The 23,060-nt window shown below is 71.3% G+C and carries 22 protein-coding genes and 1 riboswitch; of the genes, 11 read left to right on the top strand and 11 right to left on the bottom strand.

Translation table 11 applies throughout. The features are described 5' to 3' along the window. Positions 1-108 precede the first annotated feature (108 nt). The 3 genes from FHX52_RS16330 (at position 109) to FHX52_RS16320 (ending at position 3,011) form a co-directional block, all read left to right on the top strand. On the top strand, positions 109-834 hold the full coding sequence (locus FHX52_RS16330) for a response regulator (protein WP_141823366.1): 726 nt from the start codon (positions 109-111) through the stop codon (positions 832-834). Then, on the top strand, positions 831-1,946 hold the full coding sequence (locus FHX52_RS16325; protein WP_141823365.1) for a sensor histidine kinase: 1,116 nt from the start codon (positions 831-833) through the stop codon (positions 1,944-1,946). Before FHX52_RS16330 ends, FHX52_RS16325 begins: the two co-directional genes overlap by 4 nt. A gap of 123 nt (positions 1,947-2,069) precedes the next feature. Next, entirely contained in the window at positions 2,070-3,011 is a 942-nt protein-coding gene (locus FHX52_RS16320; RefSeq protein ID WP_141823364.1) for a type IV toxin-antitoxin system AbiEi family antitoxin domain-containing protein, read from the top strand. Between the two features lie 78 nt (positions 3,012-3,089). Here FHX52_RS16320 and FHX52_RS16315 read toward each other — a convergent pair whose 3' ends face one another. Further along, entirely contained in the window at positions 3,090-3,833 is a 744-nt protein-coding gene (locus tag FHX52_RS16315) for a ferritin-like domain-containing protein (RefSeq protein ID WP_185747325.1), read from the bottom strand. 196 nt (positions 3,834-4,029) lie between these two features. On the opposite strand from FHX52_RS16315, the gene FHX52_RS16310 reads away from it, so the two are divergent. Then, positions 4,030-5,409: an MBL fold metallo-hydrolase gene (locus FHX52_RS16310; RefSeq protein WP_141823362.1), complete on the top strand. Its 1,380-nt coding sequence runs from the start codon at positions 4,030-4,032 to the stop codon at positions 5,407-5,409. A 16-nt stretch (positions 5,410-5,425) separates the two neighbouring features. Here FHX52_RS16310 and FHX52_RS16305 read toward each other — a convergent pair whose 3' ends face one another. Both FHX52_RS16305 and FHX52_RS16300 read right to left on the bottom strand, forming a co-directional pair. Beyond that, positions 5,426-6,916 carry a carboxylesterase/lipase family protein gene (locus tag FHX52_RS16305; RefSeq protein WP_141823361.1) on the bottom strand — a complete coding sequence of 497 codons (1,491 nt, stop codon included), beginning with the start codon at positions 6,914-6,916 and terminating at the stop codon, positions 5,426-5,428. A 31-nt stretch (positions 6,917-6,947) separates the two neighbouring features. Continuing rightward, positions 6,948-7,526, bottom strand: a complete 579-nt coding sequence (locus FHX52_RS16300; protein ID WP_141823360.1) for a TetR/AcrR family transcriptional regulator — start codon at positions 7,524-7,526, stop codon at positions 6,948-6,950. Positions 7,527-7,703: 177 nt separating this feature from the next. On the opposite strand from FHX52_RS16300, the gene FHX52_RS16295 reads away from it, so the two are divergent. Further along, complete coding sequence (locus tag FHX52_RS16295) at positions 7,704-9,977, top strand: glycoside hydrolase family 3 C-terminal domain-containing protein (RefSeq protein ID WP_141823747.1); 2,274 nt, start codon at positions 7,704-7,706, stop codon at positions 9,975-9,977. Between the two features lie 14 nt (positions 9,978-9,991). Here the strand turns inward: FHX52_RS16295 and FHX52_RS16290 are convergent, their stop codons facing one another. Beyond that, positions 9,992-10,318: a rhodanese-like domain-containing protein gene (locus tag FHX52_RS16290; RefSeq protein ID WP_141823359.1), complete on the bottom strand. Its 327-nt coding sequence runs from the start codon at positions 10,316-10,318 to the stop codon at positions 9,992-9,994. 199 nt (positions 10,319-10,517) lie between these two features. Here FHX52_RS16290 and FHX52_RS16285 point away from each other — a divergent pair, with 199 nt between their 5' ends. From FHX52_RS16285 to FHX52_RS16270, 4 genes are all read left to right on the top strand, one after another. After that, positions 10,518-11,867 carry an MFS transporter gene (locus tag FHX52_RS16285; protein WP_141823358.1) on the top strand — a complete coding sequence of 450 codons (1,350 nt, stop codon included), beginning with the start codon at positions 10,518-10,520 and terminating at the stop codon, positions 11,865-11,867. 84 nt (positions 11,868-11,951) lie between these two features. After that, positions 11,952-13,451: an arylsulfatase gene (locus tag FHX52_RS16280; protein ID WP_141823357.1), complete on the top strand. Its 1,500-nt coding sequence runs from the start codon at positions 11,952-11,954 to the stop codon at positions 13,449-13,451. 59 nt (positions 13,452-13,510) lie between these two features. After that, positions 13,511-14,518, top strand: a complete 1,008-nt coding sequence (locus FHX52_RS16275) for a formylglycine-generating enzyme family protein (protein ID WP_141823356.1) — start codon at positions 13,511-13,513, stop codon at positions 14,516-14,518. Between the two features lie 2 nt (positions 14,519-14,520). Continuing rightward, positions 14,521-15,429, top strand: coding sequence for an HAD family hydrolase (locus FHX52_RS16270; RefSeq protein ID WP_185747324.1), 909 nt, complete (start codon positions 14,521-14,523; stop codon positions 15,427-15,429). A gap of 64 nt (positions 15,430-15,493) precedes the next feature. On the opposite strand, the gene FHX52_RS16265 is transcribed toward FHX52_RS16270, so the two are convergent. The 7 genes from FHX52_RS16265 to FHX52_RS24770 form a co-directional block, all read right to left on the bottom strand. Further along, positions 15,494-16,666, bottom strand: coding sequence for a glutamate--cysteine ligase (locus tag FHX52_RS16265; RefSeq protein ID WP_141823355.1), 1,173 nt, complete (start codon positions 16,664-16,666; stop codon positions 15,494-15,496). A gap of 232 nt (positions 16,667-16,898) precedes the next feature. Next, complete coding sequence (locus FHX52_RS16260) at positions 16,899-18,011, bottom strand: LLM class flavin-dependent oxidoreductase (RefSeq protein ID WP_141823354.1); 1,113 nt, start codon at positions 18,009-18,011, stop codon at positions 16,899-16,901. Continuing rightward, entirely contained in the window at positions 18,008-18,610 is a 603-nt protein-coding gene (locus FHX52_RS16255; RefSeq protein ID WP_185747323.1) for an NAD(P)H-dependent oxidoreductase, read from the bottom strand. Before FHX52_RS16255 ends, FHX52_RS16260 begins: the two co-directional genes overlap by 4 nt. Beyond that, the gene (locus FHX52_RS16250) at positions 18,607-20,019 is read right to left on the bottom strand and encodes an NtaA/DmoA family FMN-dependent monooxygenase (protein ID WP_141823352.1); all 1,413 of its coding nucleotides are present in this window, start codon (positions 20,017-20,019) and stop codon (positions 18,607-18,609) included. The genes FHX52_RS16255 and FHX52_RS16250 overlap by 4 nt, the downstream gene beginning before the upstream one ends. A 14-nt stretch (positions 20,020-20,033) precedes the next feature. Then, positions 20,034-21,263, bottom strand: coding sequence for an LLM class flavin-dependent oxidoreductase (locus tag FHX52_RS16245; RefSeq protein WP_221630624.1), 1,230 nt, complete (start codon positions 21,261-21,263; stop codon positions 20,034-20,036). Next, the gene (locus FHX52_RS16240; RefSeq protein WP_141823350.1) at positions 21,260-21,490 is read right to left on the bottom strand and encodes a hypothetical protein; all 231 of its coding nucleotides are present in this window, start codon (positions 21,488-21,490) and stop codon (positions 21,260-21,262) included. The genes FHX52_RS16245 and FHX52_RS16240 overlap by 4 nt, the downstream gene beginning before the upstream one ends. A gap of 183 nt (positions 21,491-21,673) precedes the next feature. Next, a complete protein-coding gene (locus tag FHX52_RS24770) occupies positions 21,674-21,772 on the bottom strand; it encodes a putative leader peptide (RefSeq protein ID WP_425460115.1) in 99 nt (32 codons plus the stop codon). 29 nt (positions 21,773-21,801) lie between these two features. Then, positions 21,802-21,914, bottom strand: a riboswitch (SAM riboswitch). A 159-nt stretch (positions 21,915-22,073) separates the two neighbouring features. Between FHX52_RS24770 and FHX52_RS24585 the strand changes: the two genes are divergently transcribed. Next, positions 22,074-22,196: a hypothetical protein gene (locus FHX52_RS24585; RefSeq protein ID WP_281288016.1), complete on the top strand. Its 123-nt coding sequence runs from the start codon at positions 22,074-22,076 to the stop codon at positions 22,194-22,196. A gap of 85 nt (positions 22,197-22,281) precedes the next feature. Beyond that, positions 22,282-23,040: an SMP-30/gluconolactonase/LRE family protein gene (locus tag FHX52_RS16235; RefSeq protein ID WP_185747322.1), complete on the top strand. Its 759-nt coding sequence runs from the start codon at positions 22,282-22,284 to the stop codon at positions 23,038-23,040. The last annotated feature ends 20 nt before the right edge of the window (positions 23,041-23,060 follow it).

The raw sequence follows: 23,060 nt of genomic DNA, 5'->3' as shown, positions 1-23,060 counted from the left end.
CCGACACCGACCCGACACCGACCCGACACCGACCCGACGCCGACCCGACGCACCCGCCCCACCGGTTGCTCCTAGGCTGGGAGCGAGCCCGAGCCCGGGAGGTGACCGGTGGCACGACGCATCCTCGTCGTCGACGACGAGCCACAGATCCGCACGGTGCTGCGGGCCTATCTCGAGGCGGACGGCTTCGAGGTGATCGAGTGCGGCTCCGGCCGTGAGGCGCTTCGACAGGCCACCGCCTCACGCGGCGCACCGGAGCTCGTGCTCCTCGACGTCGGGCTGCCCGACATCGACGGGCTCGAGGTGCTGCGCACGATCCGGCAGCAGTCACAGCTGCCGGTCATCCTCGTCACCGCTCGGGCAGAGGAGGTCGACAAGCTCGTCGGCCTGGGCGTCGGGGCGGACGACTACGTCACCAAGCCGTTCAGCCCGCGCGAGGTCGTCGCCCGGGTCAAGACGGTGCTCCGTCGGATCCGGCCGGACAGTCCGGAAACCCTTGCTCAGCAGGATGACCCGGCCCTCCGTTTCGACGGAATGGTCATCGACCCGGAGCGCAGGGAGGTGGCCGTGGACGACACGACGGTCTCGCTGTCCACGCTCGAGCTCGACCTCCTCATCGCCCTCGCAACCTCTCCCGGCCGGGTGTTCTCGCGTTCGCAGCTGCTCGAGAAGGTCTGGGGCTATGACTTCTACGGTGACGAGCGAGTCGTCGACGTGCACATCCGCAGCATGCGTAAGGCGCTGGGTGACGACGCCAGCTCGCCGCGCATCATCGGCACCGTCCGCGGCGTCGGCTACAAGTTCCTCCTCGACCCCGCGGAGGTCGGACGATGAACCGCCTCGACGTGCGCCTCGTCCTCTCTCACCTCCTCGTCGCCGTGCTCGGCGCCGCCGCCACCTTCGTCATCGTGCGCCAGCTCGCTCCCGCCCTCTTCGACGAGAGCATGCGGATGTCGGGGATGGGCGGAATGGGCGGCGGTCAGGGCGCCGGCACCCTGCGTCAGCAGTTCGCCGACGCCGTCCAGGGAGCGCTGCTCGTCGGCGCGCTCGTGGGTGCGGTGGCTGCCGCGGTGTTCGGCACCTTCGCGGCATACCGCCTCGTCCGCCCGCTCGCCGCGGTGCGCGCCGCGACCCGCGAGATGGCGCAGGGCAGGTATGCCGTGCCCGTGCCGGTCCCCCACGAGACCGAGCTGGCGGAGCTCGCCACCGACGTCAACACCCTCGGCCGGGGCCTCGCCGAGACCGAGGCGCGACGCGTGCGGCTGCTCGGAGAGGTGGCCCACGAGATGCGCACGCCGCTCACGGTCATCGACGGCTACGTCGAGGCGATGATCGACGGCGTCATGCCGCCCGGCGCCGCCGAGCTCAGCCGGGTGAGCGACGAGGTGCGACGCCTCCGCCGCCTGTCGGACGACCTGTCGGCCCTGTCGCGGGCGGAGGAGGGGCGGCTGGGGCTCGAGCTGCGGCAGGTGGACCTCGGATCGATCACCCGCGCGGCCGCCGAGCGGCTGCGCCCCCAGGCCGAGGACTCCGGGCTGCGTCTCGTGGTCGACACCGGAACCTCGCCGGCCGGGGTCGCAGCTGACGCCGACCGGATCTCGCAGGTCGTGACGAACATGCTCGGCAACGCGATCCGCGCCACCCCGCCGGGCGGCGAGCTGCAGGTGCGCTGCCGCGCCGAGCACGCGGACGCGATCGTCGAGGTCACCGACACCGGCGAGGGCCTCGACGTCGCAGACCTCGAGCGGGTCTTCGAGCGGTTCTACCGCGTGCCCCGCCGGCGTGCGGTCGAGGGCGACACCGGGTCGGGCATCGGGCTCACCGTCGCCCGGGGCATCATGCGCGCCCACGGTGGTGACCTGACGGCGCAGTCGCCGGGCCGGGGTCTGGGCGCGACCTTCACGGCTCGCCTGCCACTCAGCGGACTCCCGGGCCAGAGTCGCTAGGCCCCACCCCTGTGGAGGGTTGGCGCCGCCCTGGCAGCGCCAACCCTCCACAGGGGTGGGGCCGGTGCCGCGGTCTGGGGACAACCAGGGCAACCCGGCACTGACTCTGGTCACCATGGCCCGATGTCCCAGGAACTCGGCTCCTTCGCCCGGGCGCACTTCGGTCTGATCACACGTCAGCGAGCCCTGGCGTCAGGACTGACCGACGCAGCGATCAGGTGGCGCGTCGGCTCCGGCCGTTGGGTCCAGCTGCACCGAGGCGTCTACCAGACGATGCCCGGCCGAGACGACTGGCTGACCCGAGCCCAGGCAGCGCTGCTCCACGTCGGCACCCCGAGCGCTTTGTGCGGGCCAAGCGCCGGATTCCTCTGGAGGATTCTGCCCACCCCCGGACCCCGGCTCCACATCGTCGTTCCCGCGACGCGGCGGCCCACCTCGACCGGGGACCTCGTCGTGACTCGGAGCCGTCACGCAACGGAGCGGATGGACGAGCGGGAGTGGCCGCACCGAGTCAACCTCGACCACACGGTCTTCGACCTCGCCCAGGGCGCTTCCCTCGACACAGCGGTCGCGCTCATCGCGAAGGCCTGCCAGACCGGACGGACGACGGTGCACAACCTCCGGTTGACCCTCCTGAGCCGGCCGAACCAGACGCACCGGTCGGATCTGTCCGAGGCGCTGAGCGACATCGGGGCAGGCGCTGAGAGCAGTGCAGAGCGCCGCTACCTGCGCGACGTCGAGAGGGCCCACGGTCTGCCGGTCGCGGCGCGCCAAGCGCCAGGTCCGGGCGGCACGGTGTGTGACAACGACTACGAGGAGCAGCGGCTCAAGGTCGAGGTCGACGGTCGGCTCGGTCATGCCGGCTGGATCGCCCAGCAGAAGGACGGCCGCCGCGACCGCACCAACGCGACCCGTGAATGGCTCACGGTGAGGGTCCACTGGCCCGATGTCGCGGGTACTCCGTGCGACACGGCGCGCGACCTGGCGCTCATCCTCCAGCAGCGGGGGTGGGAGGGCGCCGCGCACCCGTGCCGGCGCGCGGACTGCGTTCTGAGCGCCGACTGATGCGGCGCCTGTCGCGAGTCGCGTGGAGGGCGGGCGCTGCCGTGGCAGCGCCAACCCTCCACGGGCCTGCTCAGTGCCTCACGAGTCGGTCGAGTCGGTCGCGTCGTGCATCGGGCAGTCAGCAACCTGGCCCGTGCCATTGCCCGGGCCCATTCGACCCTGACCAGTCCCCGGCGCGTTGCCGTAGCCGTAGCCGCGCCCCATGCCCGCACCCATGCCCGCCCCCATGCCGGCGCCCGGCCCCATCGTCCGGCCGTCGACGGCGGCCTCGTACGCGGCGAGGTGGTGCTTCGACGCGTTCTGCAGCTGGGTGTAGAGCGCCTTGACGTCCGTCGCCGAGGTCGCGGCGATCACCGTGTCGAGGTCCGCGATGTCACGCTTCTCCAGAGCGACACCGACGCCGTATGCCGCCGCGAGCGACGTCTTGCCCTCGGCCAGCCAGCCGTCGTAGAGCTTCTGGATCGCCGGGTCGGCATAGCTGCCGGCCGACGCGCCAGCAGACGGGTCGGCGATGCCGTAGCGGGTGAGCAGGACTCCGACGGAGTCGAAGTGCCGCTGCTCGCTGCCCACGATCATGCTGAACGGCATCGCCCCGTCGTACTGGTCGGCGAGCGCCCGATAGAGGTCGCGGGCCATCTGCTCCTCTTCCCGGGTGAAGGCCAGGCCCTTCGCGGTGGCGGCGTCAACCGAAGCCGCCATCGCAACGGTCGGCGCGGCGCCCGTGACGGTCGTTGCACCGGCCACCGCCACCGTCGCTCCGCCAGCAAGGATGACGGTCGCGCCGGCGATGATCGCGGTTCGGGTCCTCCAGGTGGTGTTCATGATCGGCTCCTTCATCGTGGTGGCTCTGGGGGTCTTTCACCGACTCCCTCTGGTTCGAGTGAACCTCGCCGCCGTGAAGGGACTGGCCTGCCCAGTGTGAAGCCTTCGTGAAGCCGATGCCGGCGGGTGGAATATACCCCTAGGGGTATGGGTTACGATGGTTCCAAGAGCTGCCGCCGCAACCCGAAGGAGACTCATGTACTTCAGCCAGTACTACCTCGACTGCCTCTCGCAGGCGTCCTACCTCGTGGGCGACGAGACGACCGGCCAAGCCGTTGTCGTCGACCCGCGCCGGGACGTGGCGGAGTACCTCGACGACGCGTCGGCCCGCGGCCTGACCATCGTCGGCATCATCAACACCCACTTCCACGCCGACTTCCTCTCCGGCCACCTCGAGCTGGCCCGCGAGACGGGCGCCTGGATCGGCTACGGCGCCGCCGCGCAGCCGGAGTTCGAGGTCCGCTCCCTCGAGGACGGCGAGCGGATCAGCCTCGGAGACGTGACGCTCGAGATCATGACGACCCCGGGCCACACCCCCGAGTCGATCAGCGTCCTCGTCTACGAGCACGCCGACGACGACACGGCCTACGGCGTGCTCACGGGCGACGCACTCTTCATCGGCGACGTCGGCCGCCCCGACCTGCTCGCCTCCGTCGGCGTGACGGCAGACGAGCTCGGCCGGATGCTCTACGACTCCGTCCAGCACAAGCTCATGGGCCTGCCCGACGCCGTGCGCGTCTTTCCCGCCCACGGCGCCGGCTCCTCCTGTGGCAAGAACCTCTCGACTGAGCGCCAGTCGACGATCGGCGAGCAGCGTTCCTTCAACTACGCGTGCCAGCCGATGAGCGAGGCCGACTTCCTCGAGGTCGTCACCGCCGGCCAGCCCCCGGCACCGGCCTACTTCATCTACAACGCGACCCTCAACAAGCAGGGACGCGGCGTGCGCAGCACCGACGCGGCCATTCCGGCGCTCACCGACGAGCAGGTCGACGCGGCCCTTGCCGCGGGCGCCGTGCTCGACGACGCACGCGACCAGATGGAGTTCGCCGCCGGTCACGTCCGGGGCTCGGTCAACGTGCCCTGGGACGGCCGCATGGCCGAGACCGTCGGCAGCGTGCTCACGCCGGAGCAGCGCGTCGTCATCATCGCGCCCGAGGGCCAGGAGCAGGAGGTCGCGACGCGCTTCGCGCGCATCGGCTTCGACAACGTGCTCGGCTACGTGCCCGACCCCGAGGCCTACTTCCTCTCCCACCAGGACCGCGTGGAGCGCGCCAGCCGGCTCACCGCGACCCAGGTCGAGGAGGCCGCCGCATCGGGTGACGTGCAGCTCGTCGACATCCGCAACGCCGGCGAGCTCGAGGCCGGCATGCTGCCCGACGCCCTGCACATCCCGCTCGCCGAGCTCGCCCGTCGCAGTGACGAGCTCGACCCGGCCAAGCCCGTCGTCGTCTACTGCGCGGGTGGGTGGCGCAGCAGCGTCGGCGCCAGCCTCCTGCGGGCCAAGGGCTTCCGTGACGTGTCCGACATCCTCGGCGGCTTCACCGCCTGGTCGCTCGTGAACGCGGTCGCGTCCTAACCCGGCGACAGAGGCGTCACTCCAGCAACGCCCTCGTGTCGGCGTAGCCGTCCGGCTCGACGGTGGAGGGTGTGTCGAAGACCCGGGTGGGCCGTTTCGTCTCGGACCACGACGGCCACCCGGGGTCGCCGTCGACGATGAAACCGACTGCGGCACGGTGGAGCTCGTCGGCCAGCGTCTGCGGCGGAGTGGACCCCGCAAGCTGCTCGACGCGCTCAGAGTCGAGGCAGTCGAACCAGAACGGCACGTCGAGGCAGTGGACCGCGTCGCCGAAGATCGGCGAGGGCCACGCGAAGCGGTAGAGCCAGGAGCGGGACGCGCCCCGTGCGCCGAGAACCTCGAGGGTCGCGCTGCGGAAGAGCCGGTCGGTGACGTAGCGCCCGACGAGGTCCGACGTCGCGAAGTCCGCATGGGCCGCGAGATAGGCACCGAGGGTCGGCTCGACCAGCCCCAGGGCGGCAAGGGCATCCGACCCCGACACCGCATCAAGCGGCTCACGGACCCCGTGGATCAGCAGCGAGAACTCGTCGTCCGTGGCCCCGAGAACGAGCGGCACGCCGCGACCGACACCGGCGCGGTAGGCGTCGAGCGTCGGAGTGGGCACGAGCTGGCCGTCGACGACGGGCCCGAGGCCGAGCCCCTCGACCACGAGGTCGCGGGCCGGCGCCAGCGCCTGGTCGAACGGTGTCCGCCCCTCCCCTGCCACGCCCGTCGCGAGCGAGTCCTGACAGGCGAGCAGGTCGGCCTCCTCGAGCGAGGCGAAGCCCGCCCGGTCGGGTGTGACGCCCGCGGCGGAGGCGAGCCGGGCGGCATACCGCTGCGCCGCGTCAGCGGTGATGCCCGGCACGAGCCCGGACAGCGACCAGGCGCCGGTGAACAGGCCCTGGGCAGCCGGCATGCCGAGAAGCGTGAGCACGGCTGCGCCCCCGGCCGACTGGCCTGCGATCGTCACACGGGCGGGGTCGCCGCCGAAGGCAGCGATGTTGTCCTGCACCCATCGCAGCGCCAGCAGCCAGTCGAGCACGCCACGGTTCTGCGGTGCGCCCTCGATCCACCCGAAGCCGTCGAAGCCGAGCCGGTAGGACACGGTGACGGTGAGGACGCCGTCGCGGTTGAAGGCGCGGCCGTCGTACCACGGGCTGGCGGGCGAGCCGGCGACGAAGCCGCCGCCGTGGATCCACACGAGCACGGGCAGCCCTGTGTCCGTGTGGGGCTCGCTAACCGGGGTGAAGACGTTGACGTTGAGCGTCGACTCCCCCGGCACGGACGGCTCGGGGATGAGGGTCGTCTCCGACAACGCCTGCCGCTGCGGCGTCGGTCCGTATGCCGTGGCGTCGAGCACGCCTCGCCACGCCTCCTTGGGCTCGGGCGCAGCGAAACGCCTTGAGCCGGTGGGCGGCTCGGCGAACGGGATGCCGAGGAACGCCGCGGATCCGCCGCGCCGGAAGCCACGCGCGGCGCCTGCCATGGTCATCACTTCAGGTGGGGCATCGCGAAGGTGATCCATCGGATTCCTCTCTCGGACAGTTGGTTTCACGTCAGGGGACTCGACGCAGCGCAGCCCAGAGGTGATCGAGCTGGGCGGCCATGTCGAGCCGTGGCTCGAGCATCCACTGGGTCTGCAGCCCGTCGGCCGAGGCGAGCAGGATGGTGGCGACCGACTCCGGGTCCAGTGACGCCGAGAGCTCGCCCCGCTCCTGGGCCGCCCGCACGGCCTCTCCGAGCTCGCGGCGCAGGACGGCATACCGCTGCGTGAAGAAGTCGTGGGCGGCGTGCTCGGGGTGCGACGCCTCGGTCGAGAGCTCGGCATAGAGCTGGACGAGGCCGGGCACGTCGGCGTTGTGACGCATGACGTCGATGAGTCCCTCGACCCGCGCGGCGGGGTCGGTCGGCATCCGCTCCTTGTCGACCTCGTCGCGGCGGCGCAACACCTCGGCGAAGAGGGCCTCCTTCGACGAGAAGTAGTGCAGGAGCCCGGCCTGGCTGAGGCCCACCGCCTCGGCGATGTCGCGCACCGACGTGCGCTGGTATCCGTTGCGCGCGATGACGGCCAGGGCAGCGTCGAGGATCTCCTCGCGCTTGGCGACACCCTTCGCGTACGCACCCCGCCGACCCATGTCGGCATCGTATGTCGGCGCACACGACCCTTGCGCGATGAAAACCGAGCATCGTATGGTTTTGGATGCGCCGCACCGCAGCGGCTCCTCGAAAGGACGACGATGACCGACCTCCAGCCTGACGCCACCGAGAACGGCTCCGAGGTCGCCGCAGCCTCGACCAGCGACACCTCGGCAATGCTCGCCCTGACACCCGAGGAGGTCGTCGCCCGGCTCACGCTCGAGGAGAAGGCGTCGCTGACGAGCGGGTCGAGCTTCTGGTTCACCCAGGGCGTCGCGCGGGCCGGCATCCCCGAGGTCATGCTGACCGACGGGCCCCATGGCGTGCGCAAGCAGCGCGGTGGCGCCGACCACGTCGGCCTCGCCGACAGCGAGCCGGCGACGTGCTTCCCCCCGGCCGTCGCGCTGGGCTCGACCTTCGACCCCGACCTGCTCGAGCGCGTGGGCGCCGCGCTGGGAGAGGAGGCTGCAGCGCAGGGCGTCGGCGTGCTGCTCGGCCCCGGGATCAACATCAAGCGCTCCCCGCTGTGCGGCCGCAACTTCGAGTACCTCTCGGAGGACCCCGTCGTCTCGGGCGTCCTCGGCGCCGCCCTCGTGCGCGGGCTGCAGAGCCAGGGCGTGGGGGCATCGCTCAAGCACTTCGCGGCCAACAACCAGGAGGCCGACCGCATGCGCGTCTCGGCCGATGTCGACGAGCGGCCCCTGCGCGAGATCTACCTGCGCGGCTTCCAGCGCGTCGTGACGGAGGCCGAGCCGTGGACCCTCATGTGCTCCTACAACAAGATCAACGGCACCTATGCGTCACAGAACCGGTGGCTGCTCACTGACGTGCTGCGCGACGAGTGGGGCTTCCGCGGGCTCGTCATGTCGGACTGGGGCGCGGTCGATGACCGCGTCGCCGGTGTAGCTGCCGGCCTTGACCTCGAGATGCCGTCGAGCGAGGGCCGCACCGACGCCGAGATCGTCGCGGCGGTCCGCGCCGGCAGCCTCGAGGAGGCAGTGCTCGACGTCGCCGCGACGCGCGTCGTCGACCTCGTGCAGAAGACGCTGCGGCGCGACGGTCACGCCTCCTCAGGCAGCGCGCACGGCGCGGCCGACGGTTACGACGTCGACGCCCACCACGCCCTCGCCCGTGAGGTCGCCGCGCGCAGCGTCGTCCTGCTCGAGAACGACGGCATCCTCCCCCTCGCGCCGTCGACGCGAGTCGCGGCCATCGGCGCGTTCGCGGCCCAGCCGCGCTACCAGGGCGCCGGCAGCTCGCTCATCAACCCGACGCGCCTCGACAGCGCGCTCGACGGCCTGCGCGAGCACGCCGCCGAGGGCGCCGTGACGTATGCCGCGGGCTTCCTTCTCGGTGAGGCGGACTCCTCCTCCCCCACCGCCGACGAGCTCGTGCGCGAGGCCGTCGCGGTCGCGGCGGCGAGCGAGGTCGCCGTGCTCTTCATCGGACTGCCGGCCGAGCTCGAGTCGGAGGGCTACGACCGCGCCGACATCGAGCTCCCCGTCGAGCAGCTCGCCCTGCTCGACGCCGTGGCCGACGCGAACCCCCGCGTCGTCGTCGTGCTGTCCAACGGCGGGGTCGTGCGCGTCGGTGACGTGACGAAGCGCTCGGCCGCGGTCGTCGAGGCCTGGCTTCTCGGACAGGCCGGCGGCACCGCCGTGGCCGACGTCCTCTACGGCGCCGTCAACCCCTCCGGACGCCTCGCCGAGACGATCCCCCACCGACTGCAGGACTCCCCCGCCTACCTCGACTTCCCGGGCGAGCACGGTCACGTGCGCTACGGCGAGGGGCTCTTCGTCGGCTACCGGTGGTACGACGCCCGCGATGTCGACGTCGCCCACCCCTTCGGCCACGGGCTGTCCTACACGACGTTCGAGTACTCCGAGCTGTCGGTGACGCCGGACGCCGAGGGCCTCGCGGTGAGCGTCACCGTGACGAACACCGGCGAGCGCGACGGACGCGAGGTCGTTCAGGTCTACACCCGCCTCGCGTCCTCCGAGGTCGCGCGACCGCTGCGGGAACTCAAGGCCTTCGCCTCCGTCGCCCTGGCCGCGGGCGAGAGCCGCGTCTTCGAGCTGCGTGTGGCTCGAGCAGACCTCGCCTGCTGGGACATCCGCTCGGGCGCGTGGGTCGTCGAGGGCGGGTCGTATTCCGTCGAGGTCGGCGCGTCGAGCCGCGACATCCGCGTGCGGGCGACGGTGCCCGTGGCTGGCGACGAGGTCGCAGTGCCCCTCACGCTCGACTCGTCGCTCGACGAGGTGATGGCCGACCCGGAGGCTGCGGAGATCGTCCGCCACGGGCTCTCCCGCTTCCTCGAGGACCCCGACATGGTGAAGCTCATCGGGTCGGCCCCCGTCGGCCGCATCCTCGGCTTCCCCGGCACCGGCGTCGTGCCCGCCGAGGTCGGCGCGCAGCTCGAGCGCCTCAACGCCGAGCGCGGCCTCGGCTGAGCGAGGCCGGGGACTCAGGCGGCGTTGGGTCGGGTTCCCCTCACGACGGGGTGACCGGACTGGATCCACTCGGACGTGCCACCGTCGACCGAGCGGGCGTCGAAGCCGGCCCGCGTCAGGAAGTCGGTCATCGCACGGCTGCGGTTGCCGCTCGCACAGATCACGAAGACCGGACGCGTCCGGTCGAGCTCGGCCACCCGTGAAGCCAGCTGGCCCATCGGCATGAGCACGGCGCCGGGCACGTGCCCGCCGACGTACTCCATGGGTTCGCGGACGTCGATGACGACGGCGCCGTCGGCGTGGGCGGCCGCGAGGGCACTGACTGTCGTGGTCGTGGTCATGAAGCGTCTCCTCGGACTGTCTGACAAAATATACCCCTAGGGGTATCTATCGAGGCACAGCGTAACCCACGTCCCATCTCCCGAGCCAATCGGACGGCATACCCCAGCGGGTATATGATCTTGCCAATTGCGGCATCGTGCTGAGCCGCACCCGCACGCGGCTCCCCAGGGCCGGGAGCCCACTGCCTGAACGGAACCCATGAACGACACCACGACCCGCGACGCCGTCGCAGCGCCGCGGCTCGGCCTGCGCCAGAATGCCGCGCAGTTCGCACTCCTCGTCGGCGTCAACGCGCTCGTGGGCGGCATGCTCGGTCAGGAGCGGACCGTCGTGCCGCTGCTCGCCGCCTCGGACTTCGGCCTGCACGCGCACACGGCGGCGCTCACCTTCATCGTCGCGTTCGGGCTGGCGAAGGCGGTCACGAACTACGTCGCGGGCACGCTTGGAGACCGCTACGGCCGCAAGCCGGTCCTCGTCGCCGGCTGGGTGCTCGCCCTGCCGGTGCCACTGCTGCTCATCTGGGCACCGTCCTGGGGGTGGGTCGTGGCGGCGAACGTGCTGCTCGGCGTGAGCCAGGGCCTGACCTGGTCGACCACCGTCGTCATGAAGATCGACCTCGTGGGGCCGGCCCGCCGCGGTCTCGCCATGGGCCTCAACGAGGCGGCCGGCTACCTCGCGGTCGCCGTGACGGCACTCGCCACCGGCTACCTCGCCCAGGAGCACGGCCTGCGGCCCACGCCGTTCTTCCTCGGCATCGTCTTCGCGGCGCTCGGCCTCGGCCTCTCGACCCTCTTCGTCCGCGAGACCCACGGCCACGCCCGGCTCGAGGCCTCGATGCACACGCCGCGACCGGACGGACGAAACGCCCACCTGCACGGCGACCTGACGAGCCGCGAGGTCGCCATCCAGACGAGCTTCCGCGAGCCGGCGCTGTCGTCCGCGAGCCAGGCCGGCATGGTCAACAACCTCAACGACGGCCTGGCCTGGGGGCTCTTCCCGATCCTCTTCACCGGCGCGGGGCTGTCGGTGGGCCGGATCGGCATCCTCGCCGCGCTCTACCCGGCGGTCTGGGGTCTCGGCCAGCTCGTCACAGGCGCTCTCTCCGACCGCTGGGGCCGCAAGCGCCTCATCGTCGGCGGGATGTGGCTGCAGGCGGCCGCTCTCGTCGTGATCGCCCTCTCCGGGTCGTTCGGCCTCTGGGCAGTCGGCGCGGTCCTTCTCGGAGCGGGCACGGCCATGGTCTACCCCACACTGCTCGCCGCTGTCGGCGACGTCGCCCACCCGACGTGGCGAGCTCGCGCCGTCGGGGTCTACCGCCTGTGGCGCGACGGCGGCTTCGCGGTCGGTGCCCTGCTCGCGGGCGTGGTGGCCGATGCTCTCGGGGTGCGGGCCGCGGTCTGGGTGGTCGCCGGTCTCACCGCCCTCTCCGGGCTGGTCGTCGCCGTGCGGATGTACGAGACGCACGACACCCGCCACGAGCACGGCGCGAACGGCAGCGCGCGCTTGGCCATCTCGGCCGACGGATCGCCGCGTCACAATCTCGGATGAACACTTCCTGATGGCGGGGACAGGCGGTCACGGCCGTCCTAGGGTGCATGAACAGGCTTCATCCGCACGGCACCTGGAGGCGCAATGGCCGACCGGCCGAACATCCTCATCATCTGGGGCGACGACATCGGGATCAGCAACCTCAGCTGCTACTCCGACGGGCTCATGGGGTACCGCACCCCCAACATCGACCGCATCGCGCAGGAGGGTGCGCGGTTCACCGACTACTACGGCGAGCAGAGCTGCACCGCCGGCCGCGCCGCGTTCATCACCGGTCAGAACCCCTACCGCACCGGCTTGACGAAGGTGGGGATGCCGGGTGCCGACATCGGTCTGCGCGCTGAGGATCCGACGATCGCCACCGCCCTGAAGGCGAGGGGCTACACGACGGGTCAGTTCGGCAAGAACCACTTCGGTGACCGGGACGAGTTCCTGCCCACGGCGCACGGTTTCGACGAGTTCTTCGGCAACCTCTACCACCTCAACGCGGAGGAGGAGCCCGAGCTCTACGACTACCCCACCGAGGAGGAGTTCCCGAACTTCCGCAAGAACTTCGGCCCCCGCGGCGTCATCCACTCGTGGGCCAACGGCGACGGCACGTCACGCATCGAGGACACCGGCCCGCTGACCAAGGAGCGGATGAAGACCATCGACGACGAGGTGGTCCCCGAGGCGATGCGCTTCATGACAGACGCCAAGGACGCGGACACTCCGTTCTTCGTCTGGCTCAACACGACCCACATGCACTTCCGGACGCACGTCAAGGACGGCAGCCGTGGCAAGGCCGGCCGGTGGCAGTCGGAGTACCACGACACGATGGTCGACCACGACGAGCTCGTCGGCTCGGTGCTCGACTACCTCGATGAGAACGGCCTGGCCGAGAACACCATCGTCATGTACTCCACCGACAACGGCCCGCACATGAACAGCTGGCCCGATGCGGGGATGACGCCGTTCCGCAGCGAGAAGAACTCGAACTGGGAGGGCGCCTACCGGGTGCCGGCGATGGTCCGCTGGCCCGGGCAGATCCCCGGGGGCCGGGTGCTCAACGGGATCGTCAGCCACAACGACTGGTTCGTCACCCTGCTCGCCGCAGCCGGTGACCCCGACGTGGCCGACCGTCTCAAGGCCGGAGCCGACCTGGGCGGCACGACGTACAAGGTGCACCTCGACGGGCACAACCAGCTCGACTACCTCACCGGCGCCACCGACGAGAGCCCGCGCAAGCACTTCTTCTACGTCTCCGACGACGGTGACCTGTCGGCGCTGCGCTACGACAACTGGAAGGTCGTCTTCCTCGAGCAGCGCGCCACCGGCACGCTGCAGATCTGGCAGGAGCCGTTCACCGAGCTGCGCTTCCCCAAGCTCTTCAACCTGAAGACCGACCCCTACGAGCGGGCCGACATCACCTCCAACACCTACTACGACTGGGTGCTCGACCACGTCTGGCTGTTCATCCCGGCGCAGGCCTACGTCGCCCGGATGCTGGAGACGCTGATCGAGTTCCCCGCCCGCCAGGAGCCGGCCAGCTTCAACATCAACCAGGTGATGGCGAAGCTCAAGGCCGGGGTCGGCAGCTCGTGACGCGGGTTCCCCGACCAGCAGGCACCGGCCCGTCCTGACCACCGTCTCGGAGGAGCTCCATGAGCAAGGCGTCCCGGCAGTCGTCGGCCCGTCCGCGTCGGCGCCGGCCCGCAGCCGCGCTCGTCGACCTCCCGGGCGGCCTGTTCACGATGGGATCGGACGAGCACTACCCGGAGGAGGCGCCCACACACCGCGTGCGCGTGGACGCCTTCTCCATCACCCCGGCGGCCGTGACCAACGAGCAGTTCGCGGCGTTCGTCGCGTCCACGGGATACGTCACCGTGGCCGAGCGCCCGCTCGACCCCGCCGACTACCCCGGTGCGCCCCCGGAGAACCTCCAGCCGGGCTCGCTCGTCTTCACCCCGACCGACGGGCCGGTCGACCTGCGCCACCTCAGTCAGTGGTGGACGTGGACTCCGGGCGCCAGCTGGCGACACCCGGAGGGCCCCTCGAGCTCGGTCAAGCGCCTCGGCGACCACCCGGTGGTGCACGTCGCGCACGAGGACGCTGCGGCATACGCGGCGTGGGCGGGCCTGTCCCTGCCCACCGAGGCCGAGTGGGAGTATGCCGCCCGCGGCGGTCTCGACGGCCGACCCTTCACGTGGGGTGACGAGCCGCGGCCTGACGGCCGGATCATGGCCAACACGTGGGACGGCCTCGACTTCCCGTGGCGCTCCACCGGCGAGAGCGGCTACCTCCGGACGTCGCCCGTGGGGAGCTTCCCCGCCAACGGCTATGGCCTCTTCGACATGGCCGGCAACGTGTGGGAGTGGACCGACGACTGGTGGACGACCCGTCACCCCGACGATGCCGGGTCGCCCTGCTGCGCGCCGAGCAACCCCCGTGGCGGCGACCTCGAGGCGAGCTACGACCCCCGGCAACCGCAGTTCCGGGTCGGTCGCAAGGTCATCAAGGGTGGCTCGCACCTGTGCGCCGACAGCTACTGCCTGCGCTACCGGCCGGCGGCTCGTCGGCCGCAGATGGTCGACACCGGCATGAGCCACGTCGGGTTCCGGTGCGTGCGCCGCGCGCCCGACGCGGGCTCCAGCGTCGACTCCGGGGACTGAGCGTGTCCCGGGAGCCGGGCACGCCGCAAGCCCTCCTGCCGTCATGGCGGCCGGGTGCCACCCGTGACGCACTCGTCGACTTCCTCGAAGCCTCGGCCGAACTGGCGCCCGACAGCCGCCTCGCCTGTTTCGACAACGACGGCACCCTGTGGGCCGAGCGACCCACCTACGCACAGTTCGACTTCTTCGTCGACGCCCTCGCTCGTCGAGCCGCAGCCGATCCGGGGCTGGCGTCACGACTGGAGTACGCCGCCCTCCTCGCCGGCGACCGGGCCACCGTCGGCGACCTGGGACTGGCGCGGGTGGCGATGGCGCTCCTCGAGCTGTTCGACGGACAGGCACCGGAGGCGTTCGCCGCCGAGGTCCGGGACTTCCTCTCGAGGGCCCGTCACGTCACGCTCGACCGCCCGCTCCGGTCGACGGTCTACGTCCCGATGCTGGAGCTGCTCGACGCCCTGGACGACCGCGGCTTCACCGTTGCCATCGTCACGGGTGGCGGCACGGAGTTCGTGCGCGCGGTGAGCTCCGACCTCTACGGAGTGCTTCCCGAGCGGGTCGTCGGAACCCTCATCACGTATGCGTTCTCCCGTGACGAACGCGGGCGCCCTTCGCTGCGCCGATCGGCGCAGGTCGATGGCAGACCCAACGAGGGCGAGGTCAAGGTGTCGAACATCCAGACCCAGCTCGGGCGAGCGCCCGCGCTGGCTGCGGGCAACTCCGCCGGCGACCGCGAGATGCTCGAGTGGGCGCTCAGCACTGACCGCCCGAGCCTCGCCCTGCTCATCGACCACGATGACGAGGACCGCGAGTTCCGCTACGACAGCGCTGCCGAGACGGTGCAGGAGACCGAGCCCATCAGGGACGTCGCGGCCCGTCTCGGCTGGACCATCGCCAGCATGCGTCGTGACTGAGCAACCGTCTTCCGGGACTGATGGCGAACAGTCGCCCGACCCCTCCGAGGCGAGGCCGCCAGCGTCAGCTGCAGTCGGGCACGAGCATCGAGCGCACCGCGGCTCGGAGGTCGCCGGTGCCTTCGCGCGCGACGGCATCACGCATCCGCTGGTAGCCGGCACCGCGCTGCAGGATGTCCTCGACGGCCGCGAGCTCACGCGTGCAGCCGAGCTGGCGGGCGGTGGGCTCCAGCCGCGAGAGCAGCTCGCGGATGTCGTCGACGACAGGCCCCTCGCTGTTGCCGGCGTTGCGGATGATGATGGCGTCCAACCCGTAGCGGGCCGCCCGCCACTTGTTCTCCTGCACGTGCCACGGCGGGAGCGGGCGCGCGAGAATGCCCTCGTCGAGCTGGTCCTCGAGGTGGGCGACGAGGCAGTGGATGAGCGCCGCGATGGCCGCGACGTCCTGCGTCCTCGCGAAGCCGTCGCAGGCGCGGACCTCGATCGTACCGAGCCGCAGGGACGGCCTGATGTCCCAGCGCAGCTCGCTCGCGTCCGTGATGACGCCCGTGGTGAAGACGTCGTGGAGGTACTCGCGGTACTGCGCCCAGGTCTCGAACTGGAAGGGCAGTCCTGCGGTGGGCAGCTGCTGGAAGAGCATGGTCCGGTTGCTCGCGTAGCCGGTGTCGGCGCCGGAGCCGTACGGCGAGGACGCCGACAGTGCCGTGAGGTGGGGGTGGTAGGTCAGCAGCCCGTTGATCAACGGCCACACCTTGGCGGCCGACCGGACGCCGACGTGCACGTGGACTCCGAAGATCACCATCTGACGCCCCCACCACTGGGTGCGGTCGATGAGGGTCGCGTAGCGGTGGCCCTCGGTGACCTCCTGGTCCTCCCAGCGGGCGAACGGGTGTGCGCCGCCGCCGTAGAGCAGGACCCCGAGCTCGCCCGCTGCGGCCTGCACCCGCTCGAGCCCGTCGGTGAGGTCTGCCGACGCCTCCTCGGCGTTCGCGCATACGCCGGTGACGATCTCGACCGTGTTGCGGAGCAGCTCGTTCGTCAGCGTCGACCGCGACTTCGTCTGGCGCGCGTGGCCGGTGTCGGTGGCAGCGTTGGCGAGCCGCAGCAGCTCGTCCGCCCGCGAGGTGAGGTCGAGAGTGGTCGGGTCGAGGAGCCCGAGCTCCCACTCGACACCCAACGTGCGCCCCGCCGACGGCGCGAAGGTGACCTCGGGGGTCGGCGCGCTCAGATCAGTCATGGTCACCCTCGGGAGGCTCGTCGGGTCAGCGCCGCCGAGGCGGCGCTGCGGGCTGCGGTGCCGGTGTGAGCTGGTTCCACGAGCCTAGCGGGGCAGCTCGAGGCGGGAGCGCGGTTGCCCGCGGGCCGGTCTCGGCCCTGTTGCTGCTGAGCAGGGCGTCGGTGACCGTCGTGGTCTCCTCGCTCGGCCGGAGGGGTGGGACGCAGCGGCAGCGGAGAGGTCGCCGGCTGCGTCATGGCTCGTTCAGCAGACCACGCTGGCGCAGCGCCGGCATGACTCCCTCGGCGACGTGGTAGGCCTCCTCGAGGTGGGGGTAGCCGGAGAGGATGAACTCGTCGAACCCATCGCGGTGGTAGTCGGCGATGCGGTCCGCCACCTCGGCATGGCTCCCGACGAGGGCGGTGCCCGCTCCCCCGCGCACGAGACCGACTCCTGCCCAGAGGTTGGGGGCGATCTCGAGCTGGTCGGTGCGCCCACCGTGCAGGGCCACCATCCGCTGCTGGCCGATCGAGCCGCTGGCCGACAGCTGCTGCTGCGCCGCGGCGATGACCTCCGGGTTCAACTGCGCGAGAAGGCGGTCGGCGACGGCCCACGCTTCCTCGGAGGTGCCGCGGCTGATGACGTGCAGCCGTATGCCGTAGCGCAGCTCCCGGCCCACAGCCGCCGCAGCTGCCCGGACCCGGTCGACCTTGGCGCGGGCGAGGTCGGGTGGCTCGCCCCACGTGAGGTAGACGTCAGCAGTCCGGGCGGCGACGCCGATCGCGGGGTCCGACGACCCACCGAAGTAGATGCCGGGCACCGGGTCGGGGCTCCCGGCCGTCGTGGCGCCGACGACGTGGATGTGGTCACCGTCGAGGTCGAACGGCCCTGTGCCCCAAGCCCCCCTGAGCACCCGGACGAACTCCTCGGTGCGCGCATACCTCTCGTCGTGGTCGAGCCAGTCACCGAAGCGGCGCATCTCGAGATCGTCTCCGCCGGTGACGATGTTGATGAGGAGCCGGCCACCGGTCTGCCGCTGCAAGGTGGCTGCCATCTGCGCCGCGAGCGTCGGAGAGATGAGCCCGGGCCGGAAGGCGACGAGAAACTTCAGCCGACTCGTCTGCGCCGCAAGGGCGGCCGAGGTCAGCCATGCATCCTCGCACCACGTGCCGGTCGGCGTCAGCACCCCGGTGAAGCCGAGATCGTCGGCCGCGCGCGCCACCTGACCCAGGTAGTCCAGCGTCGGCGCACAGTAGCCCAGACTCCCCGTCACCCGGCTCGGGGCGGCGTGGAAGGAGCCCAGCAGGTGACGGCTGTCGCCAGCCGTCGGAAGGAACCAGTGCAGGGTGACGCCGGTCCGGCTCATCCGTGAGCGCCGCTCGTCTCGGCAACGCGCGAGAGGTCGGTGAGGCTCTCTGCCAGCCCGGCGGCATACGCCGTCACCCAGCGCCCGACGTGCGCCTCCTGGTCGGCGACCTCGCTCTCCAACAGGGCAAGCGCGGGCGCGGGGACCTGTGCCCCGAGCTCGACGAGCAGCTCGTGGAGGGCGGACGACACGGACTCCCGGTGGGCGGGCGCGCCGGCGATGGCCACGGGCACCGCGACGACCCGAGCGAGGTCGCCCTGGCTGAGCTGGTCGAGGAAGATCTTGAGGAGGCCGCTGTAGGTGGCCTTGTAGGTGGGGGTCGCGACGACGAGCAGTCGGGCCCGGATCACCGTGCCGAACGGGTCGACGAGCGGCGTGCGGACACGCACGGGCTCGGGGCCGAAGGAGACCCCGACGGCGTCCCCCAGCTCGATGACGACCGGCTCCCCCAGCGGTATGCCGTGCGACCCGGTCACGGGACCCGGCTCCCCGAGGGCGTGGCTGAGCCTCACCGCCACGAGGTCCGCGAGGGCGCGCGTGCGTGACGCCGGACGGGGGTTGCCGATCAGCTCGACGACGGAGCCCGACGGAGCCCTCACGCCGTCTCCCGGGCGGGAGCGCCGTCGACGGCGCTCACGCCGATTGCCTTCTCGCGCCACTCCGCCGCCGGTCGCGCGGCCGGCAGTCCCAGGTGGTCACGCAGCGTCGCGCCCTCGTGGTAGTCACGGCGCAGGACGCCCCGCTCCTGCAGCAGCGGCACCACCCGGTCGACGACCTCGTCGAGTCCACCCGGCGTCAGGTGGGGGACGAGGATGAAGCCGTCGCTGACGTCGGTCGCCACGGACTCCTCCAGCGCACGGGCCACGGTGGTCGGCGAGCCCACGAACGTCTGCCGGCCGGTGAGCTCGATGATGAGCTCACGGATGGTGAGACCCTTCCCCTCCGCGATGGCCCGATAGCGTGCGGCCTCGGCGAGGGCGTCGCCGACGTGCCGGGCGCGACCCCGCACGATCGACGTCGTCTCCGAGACGAGCGGATCGATGGTGGGCAGCGGCCCGTCGGGGTCGTAGCCGGAGAGGTCACGGTTCCAGACCTGCTCGAGCAACAGGATCGCCGTCTGGGGACTGACCTGCTGACGACGGACCTCGGCGGCGCGCTCCTCGGCCTGCGCGTCGGTGTCGCCGACCACGACCGTGGCCGCGGGCAGGATCTTCAGGTCCCCCGGTCGACGGCCGTAGCGGGCGAGCCGGTCCTTGACGTCACGGCAGAACGCGCGGCCCGCCTCGGCGGTGGAGTGTCGGCTGAAGATGGCGTCGGCCGTGCGGGCGGCGAACTCCCTTCCGTCACTGGAGTCGCCGGCCTGGAGGATCACCGGGTGCCCTTGCGGGCTGCGCGGCACCGTGAACCGACCGGCGATGTCGAAGTGCTTGCCATGGTGCTCGAAGGCGCCGGCCGTCTGGTCCGACAGGAACTGCCCGCCCTCGGCCAGGATCGCGCCAGGACTCCACGAGTCCCAGAGCTCCCGGGCCACCGTGATGAACTCCTCGGCGCGCTCGTAGCGCTCGGAATACGGCAGGAACCCGCCACGACGGAAGTTCTCGCCCGTGAAGGCGTCGGAGCTCGTGACGACGTTCCACGCAGCGCGCCCCGCCGAGAGGTGGTCGAGGCTCGCGAACTGCCGGGCCACCTCGTACGGCTCGTTGAAGGTCGTGTTGATCGTGCCCGCGAGGCCGACGTGGTCGGTCGCGGCCGCGAGGGCGGCCAGGACGGTGAAGGTGTCAGGGCGACCCACGACGTCGAGGTCATGGATCTGTCCGCGCTGCTCGCGCAGCCGGAGGCCCTCGGCGAGGAAGAGGAAGTCGAAGCGGCCGCGTTCGGCGGTGCGAGCGAAGTGGGTGAACGAGGAGAAGTCGATGTGGCTGCCGGAGGCCGGATCGCTCCACACCGTCGTGTTGTTGACGCCCGGGAAGTGCGCGCCGAGGATGACCTGCTTGGGCTGATGCGTCATGGGGATTCCTTCTCTCACACCGGAGTGGTGACGGCGTAACGGTTGGCGGTGGCAGGCAGTCCGAGCCGCTCGCGCAGGGTGCCTTCGGCGTATGCCGTCCGGAACCTCCCTGCCGCCTGCAGCTCGGGCACGAGGTCGTCGACGATCGCGGTGAGGTCGTCGGTGATGACGGCCGGGCGCAGGCGGAATCCCGCGTAGCCGATGTCCTGCCACCGACGCAGCAACTCGGCCAGCTCGGCCGCGGTGCCCGTCACGATGAGGGCGTCGGAGGTGAACGGCGCGCCCGCGACCTCGTCGAGCCGGCGCCGCCGCTCCTGGGCGGCTGCTGCACTCGCCCCGATGACGACGACGAGGTCGGCAAAGACCTTGAGCGGCAATCGATCCTGCTCGACTCGCGCCTCGGCGTCACGCACCTCCGCAAGGATGCTCCTGGCGTGCTCATCGTCGTGGGGCGTCACGAAGACGACGTCCGTCGAGCGGGCGGCGAGCTCGTACGGGATGGTCTGGTGCGCCAAGGCGGCGACCACGGGCTGGCCCTGCGGTGGTCGCGGTGTGATGGACGGGCCACGGACGCTGAAGTGCTCGCCCTCGAAGTCGATGTAGTGCAGCTTGTCGCGGTCGATGAACCGGCCGGTCTCGACGTCGCGGATCTCGGCGTCGTCCTCCCAGCTGTCCCAGAGCCGGCGCACGACCTCGACGTGGTCTGCCGCCTCGTCGAACCGGGCGCGCAGCGCCGCGGAGGCTTTGGGGTCGGTCGCGTAGTCGCTACCGAGGGAGGGCAGCACGCGGCGGCCGAAGTGGCCGGCTTCGCCGTTCGCGCCCCCCGCCTGGACCCGCCAGCCGCCGCGGCCGCGGCTGACGTGGTCGAGCGTCGCGAGCGACTTCGACGTGTGGAAGGGCTCGGTGTGGGTCGTCGTCACGGTCGGGACGAGGCCGATGTGCCGCGTGAGCGGTGCGATCGACGCTGCGACGAGGACTGCGTCGAGTCGTCCACGCACCTGGTCGGTGCGCTCGTCGGCGCGGTCGGCGAACGGGTCGTTGGACTGCAGCACGAGGCTGTCCTCGATGGTGACGAAGTCCAAGAGGCCGCGCTCCGCAATGGCGGCGACGTCGGCCCAGTAGGCCGCGGTGAAGAGCTCCCGGGACCTGGCGCCGGGCTCACGCCATGCGGCGGGATGCCAACCGGCCCCGTCGAGGGCGACGGCGAGATGGAGCGGCTCGGGGTGAACGTCATGGGTGCTCACCAGTCGATTCCCTTCTGCTGCAGGACGTTCGGCTGGATGGTCGATCCTCTGACTGCGCTGTCGCCGTCGCCGTGCCAGTCAGCTCCCCGGCCGGGGAGCCACGCGAGCAGCCAGGCCCCGTAGCCCTCCTCGGCGAGGTCCACAGCGAGGCGCGTCTGCGCTGCTGCGGTCTGTGGTGACGGTCGCGGTGGTGCTGACGTCTGTGACGATGCGGTCTGCGTGGGCACTGCAGGGACTCCTGGGATCGTGGGAAGGCTCGATGCGCCGCTCGGCTACCGTCGCGGCGCTACCTCAGGCAGCGCGGAGCGGGAGCGGCAGGGGGTGGGATCCGGGCGGGGAACTCAGGGGACACCGGTGGTGCGGTGCACCCGTTCACCGGAGCGGACGGCATACGACAGCGGCTCGCGGGCTCAGCTGTGACAGAGGGCGCTGCTCACCCGCGACAGGTCGACGTGGCGGCGGCTCCACAGGCACGTGGCCCGGGTGCGTCGATCAGTGGTGTGCGTCATGGGCGCCCTTGTCTCCGTTGGGCCCTCAGGGCCCGCGCTTGCGACGACCATGGGGTCGACGCCGTGTCCTCACCCGGGGCACCCCACCGCGGAGGAGGGTTGCCGCCCAGCAAGCCGGGGCTTGTCGCTGGGACTCTTGACGTTCGAGAACGATACCATACTGATCTAGTAGGACTGCATGGCTCGGAGACGCTCTGGACGGCCGCTCACCGTGGGATCACAGCCACGCGGCATACCGTCACCGAATGAGGAGTGTCACCCGACTGGTGGCCGCGGGAGCGGTCTGCCTCGCGCTCGCTGCGTGCTCGACCCCCACAACCCAGCCCACCGCGAGCGCCTCGTCCACGCGTGCTGCTGGTGGCCGGTCCGCATCGCCGGCGCCGTCGACGATGACGACGACGCGGCCCACGACTGCACAGAGTGAAACGCCCACGCCGTCACGATCTGCGAAGGCTCCCGGGACGAGCCAGCCCGCCCACGGGGTCGCTCCGCGGAGCTACCGGACCGAGGTGGTGCACCGCGGCGGGGACCACCCCGACGACCTCGTCCTCGACGCCTCCGGTGCGCTGCTCTACAGCGATTACACGAACGGCACCATCAGCCGGCTCAACGCGGACGGTTCGGGTACGGTGGTGCACCGAGGCCTCGACGGCCCGGAGGGCATGGTACTGCTCGCCGACGGCACGCTCGTGGTGGCGGAGGAGAACACCAACCGCCTGCTCGCATTCCCAGCAGGCCAGGCGCGTCCGGTCGTGCTCACGACCCTGCCCGGTCGTCCGGTCAAGGTGACCTGTCACCAGGGTGTGGACGGGATCGCTTGGGACGCAACGACTCTCAGTCTCGTGGTGCCCGACCCGGTCACCGGCACCATCTATCGCATCGCGCCAGACGGCAGCTCACGCACCGTGCTGGCGCGAGGCTTCGTCCACCCCGTCGGCGCAGCCGTGGCCACGGATGGCAGCGTCTACGTCGCCGACGAGTGCGGGGGCGACGTGTGGCGGCTCGGCGCGGGCGGGTCCCGGACCCGAGCAGCACGCGCCTCGATGCCGGACGACGTGGCCCTCGACGGGCACGGCAACCTGCTCGTCACCGACGTGCGCCACATCAGGCACGACGTGCGTCGCTGGCCGCTCGGCGGCGGCCCCTCGACGGTGCTGGCCGCGACCGGCCTCATCGAGCCCCAGGGCCTGCTGATCGACGGCTCGGGCCGCATCTACGTCGCCGACGACCAGGCCCGCGTGATCCTGCGTCTCACCCCCACGTCGTGACGCAGGGGTGAGACGGCTGA

Source organism: Humibacillus xanthopallidus, assembly GCF_006717145.1.
Lineage (GTDB): Bacteria > Actinomycetota > Actinomycetes > Actinomycetales > Dermatophilaceae > Humibacillus > Humibacillus xanthopallidus.
This window is presented reverse-complemented; position numbering and strand designations above follow the sequence as displayed.